The 3,516-nt window shown below is 67.3% G+C and carries 4 protein-coding genes; all 4 read left to right on the top strand.

Annotated elements, in window-relative coordinates; all coding sequences use genetic code 11:
* The coding region (locus AC1D1G_RS43190) for a helix-turn-helix domain-containing protein (RefSeq protein WP_477956705.1) at positions 1-182 on the top strand (182 nt) is incomplete at its 5' end.
* 262 nt (positions 183-444) lie between these two features.
* The gene (gene gap / locus AC1D1G_RS43185; protein ID WP_005241784.1) at positions 445-1,464 is read left to right on the top strand and encodes a type I glyceraldehyde-3-phosphate dehydrogenase; all 1,020 of its coding nucleotides are present in this window, start codon (positions 445-447) and stop codon (positions 1,462-1,464) included.
* A gap of 17 nt (positions 1,465-1,481) precedes the next feature.
* Positions 1,482-2,693, top strand: coding sequence for a phosphoglycerate kinase (locus tag AC1D1G_RS43180; protein WP_477956704.1), 1,212 nt, complete (start codon positions 1,482-1,484; stop codon positions 2,691-2,693).
* 3 nt (positions 2,694-2,696) lie between these two features.
* Entirely contained in the window at positions 2,697-3,482 is a 786-nt protein-coding gene (tpiA, locus tag AC1D1G_RS43175; protein ID WP_477956703.1) for a triose-phosphate isomerase, read from the top strand.
* Positions 3,483-3,516: the final 34 nt, after the last annotated feature.

Genomic DNA, 3,516 nt, shown 5'->3' with positions numbered 1-3,516 from the left:
GGGTGGAGCACCGGCAGGCGTCCCTCGAGGAACTCGGCCAGCTCGCCGACCCGCCGATGACGAAGGACGCCGTGGCCGGGCGCATTCGGCGGTTGCTGTCGATGGCGGATCGCAAGGCCAAGGAAACCGGCATCCCCGACACCGAGTCGGCCGTCACCGCAGATCTTCTCGACGACGCCTGACCGTCGTCGGCGGTCGCCTCCCACCACCCCCACTCCCGGACGAACGGGACGCTCGTTGCGTCAGATCGGACGAGCGTCCCGTTCGTTCGGGTCGGGGCGGCCCGGAAAGGGTGCCCGGAGGTGACTGCGCGCGCGCGTGCCGCGCGCACTAGGGTTAGAGCCACATCGACCGATGAAACCTCGCGCCGACCACCCGTCGGTGGTGTCGTAGCGGCGCGGGAGCAGAGCTGCACAACCAGAATCATGCGCAAAGGAGCAGATTGTGACTGTCCGGGTAGGCGTAAACGGTTTCGGCCGTATCGGACGTAACTTCTTCAGGGCGGTGGATGCGCAGAAGGCGCTCGGAACCACCGACATCGAGATTGTGGCGGTCAACGACCTCACGGACAACGCTACGCTGGCGCATCTCCTGAAGTACGACTCCATCCTGGGTCGTCTCCCGCACGACGTCTCGCTCGAGGGTGAAGACACCATCGTCGTCGGAAACCAGAAGATCAAGGCACTCGCCATCAAGGAAGGCCCCGCGGCGCTTCCCTGGGGTGACCTGGGCGTCGACGTCGTCGTCGAGTCCACCGGCATCTTCACCGACGCAGCCAAGGCGAAGGGCCACCTCGAGGCCGGCGCCAAGAAGGTCATCATCTCCGCCCCGGCCAAGGGCGAGGACATCACCATCGTGATGGGCGTCAACGACGACAAGTACGACGGCAGCCAGAACATCATCTCCAACGCCTCGTGCACCACCAACTGCCTCGGCCCCATCGCCAAGGTGCTCGACGACGAGTTCGGCATCGTCAAGGGCCTCATGACCACGGTCCACGCCTACACCCAGGACCAGAACCTGCAGGACGGCCCGCACAGCGACCTGCGCCGCGCCCGCGCCGCCGCCCTGAACGTGGTCCCCACCGGCACCGGTGCCGCCAAGGCCATCGGCCTGGTCCTCCCGCAGCTGCTCGGCAAGCTGGACGGCTACGCGCTGCGTGTCCCGATCCCCACGGGCTCGGTCACCGACCTCACCGCGAACCTGAAGAAGTCGGCCAGCGTCGAGGACATCAACGCCGCGATGAAGGCTGCCGCCGAGGGACCGCTCAAGGGCATCCTGAAGTACACGGACGCCCCGATCGTGTCGTCGGACATCGTCACCGACCCGCACAGCTCGATCTTCGACTCCGGCCTCACCAAGGTCATCGACGATCAAGCCAAGATCGTGTCCTGGTACGACAACGAGTGGGGTTACTCCAACCGTCTGGCCGACCTCATCGGTCTCGTCGCCAAGTCTCTCTGAGCGAAGGTTCGGTAACAGTGGCAGTTCAGACTCTCGAYGACCTGCTGAGCGCCGGGGCCGAGGGGCGCGCCGTGCTGGTGCGCTCCGACCTCAACGTTCCGCTCGACGGTGACCGGATCACCGATCCCGGACGCATCATCGCTTCCGCGCCGACGCTGAAAGCGTTGGCGGAGGCGGGCGCCAAGGTCATCGTCACCGCCCATCTGGGTCGCCCCAAGGGCGAGCCCGACCCGCAGTACTCCCTCGCACCGGTGGCGGTGAAGCTCGCCGAGGTGCTGGGACGCAACGTCCAGCTCGCCGGCGACGTCGTCGGGCAGGACGCTCTGGCACGTGCCGAGGGGCTCACGGACGGCGACGTTCTCCTGCTGGAGAACATCCGCTTCGATCCGCGGGAGACCAGCAAGGACGAGGCCGAGCGGACGAAGCTCGCCAAGGCCCTGGTCGAACTCGTCGGCGACGACGGCGCGTTCGTGTCCGACGGATTCGGTGTCGTCCACCGCGCGCAGGCGTCGGTGTACGAGGTGGCCAAGCTGCTCCCGCATTACGCGGGCAGGCTCGTCGAATCCGAGATCAAGGTGCTCGGCAAGCTCACCGAGGAGCCCGAGCGGCCGTACGCGGTCGTGCTGGGTGGGTCCAAGGTGTCGGACAAGCTCGCGGTGATCGAGGCGCTGGCCCCCAAGGTCGACACCCTCGTCATCGGTGGCGGCATGTACTACACGTTCCTGGCGGCGCAGGGCGTGTCGGTCGGCAACTCGCTGTGCGAGGAGTCGATGATCGACACATGCAAGGCGCTGCTCGAGCAGTACGCCGACGTGATCCACATCCCGCAGGACGTGGTCATCGCCGATTCGTTCTCGGCGGACGCCGAGTCGAAGATCGTTTCGGTGCTCGAGATCCCGGACGGCTGGATGGGCCTCGACATCGGACCGCAGTCGGTTCGCCGGTTCGCGGCGATCCTGACCAGCGCGAAAACCGTCTTCTGGAACGGCCCGATGGGCGTGTTCGAGTTCGAGAAGTTCGCCGCGGGCACCAAGGGTGTCGCCGAGGCGATCATCGAGGCCACCGGGAAGGGCGCGTACAGCGTCGTCGGTGGCGGTGACTCCGCCGCGGCGGTCCGCCAGCTCGGTCTGCCCGAGGACGGGTTCTCGCACATCTCCACCGGCGGCGGCGCCTCCCTCGAGTACCTCGAGGGCAAGGAACTCCCCGGCATCGCAGTTCTGGAGGGCTGAGGCATGGCACGGAAGCCGCTGATCGCCGGCAACTGGAAGATGAATCTGAACCATCTCGAGGCCATCGCGCTGGTTCAGAAGATCGCCTTCTCGCTCCCGGCGAAGTACTTCGACAAGGTCGACGTGACGGTGATCCCGCCGTTCACCGACATCCGCAGCGTGCAGACCCTCGTCGAGGGCGACAAGCTCCTGCTCACCTACGGTGCGCAGGACGTGTCGGCCCACGATTCGGGTGCGTACACCGGCGAGATCAGCGGCTCCATGCTGGCCAAGCTGGGCTGCACGTTCGTCGTCGTCGGGCACTCGGAGCGCCGGACCCTGCACTGCGAGGACAACGACACCGTGCTGGCCAAGACCAAGGCCGCGCTGAAGAACGGGATCACCCCGATCGTCTGCATCGGTGAGGGCCTCGACGTCCGCGAGGCCGGCGAGCACGTGTCCTACAACGTCGAGCAGCTGCGGGGCTCGCTCGCCGGACTGTCCGCCGAGGACATCGCGAAGGTCGTCATCGCGTACGAGCCGGTGTGGGCCATCGGAACCGGCCGCGTGGCCAGTGCCGCGGACGCGCAGGAAGTCTGCGCCGCGATCCGCGCCACGCTCGGTGACCTGGCCTCGCCGGACGTCGCGTCCGGTGTCCGCGTTCTCTACGGCGGCAGCGTCAACGCCAAGAACGTCGGCGAGATCGTCGGTCAGGCGGATGTGGACGGCGCCCTCGTTGGCGGCGCCTCACTGAAGGCCGACGAGTTCGCGACGCTGTCGGCGATCGCCGCGGGCGGACCTCTGCCGTAAGGCGCCTTCGGCGCCCGTGCGCCTTTCCGGTAGC

The organism is Rhodococcus sp. P3_B8 (assembly GCF_056402775.1).
This window is presented reverse-complemented; position numbering and strand designations above follow the sequence as displayed.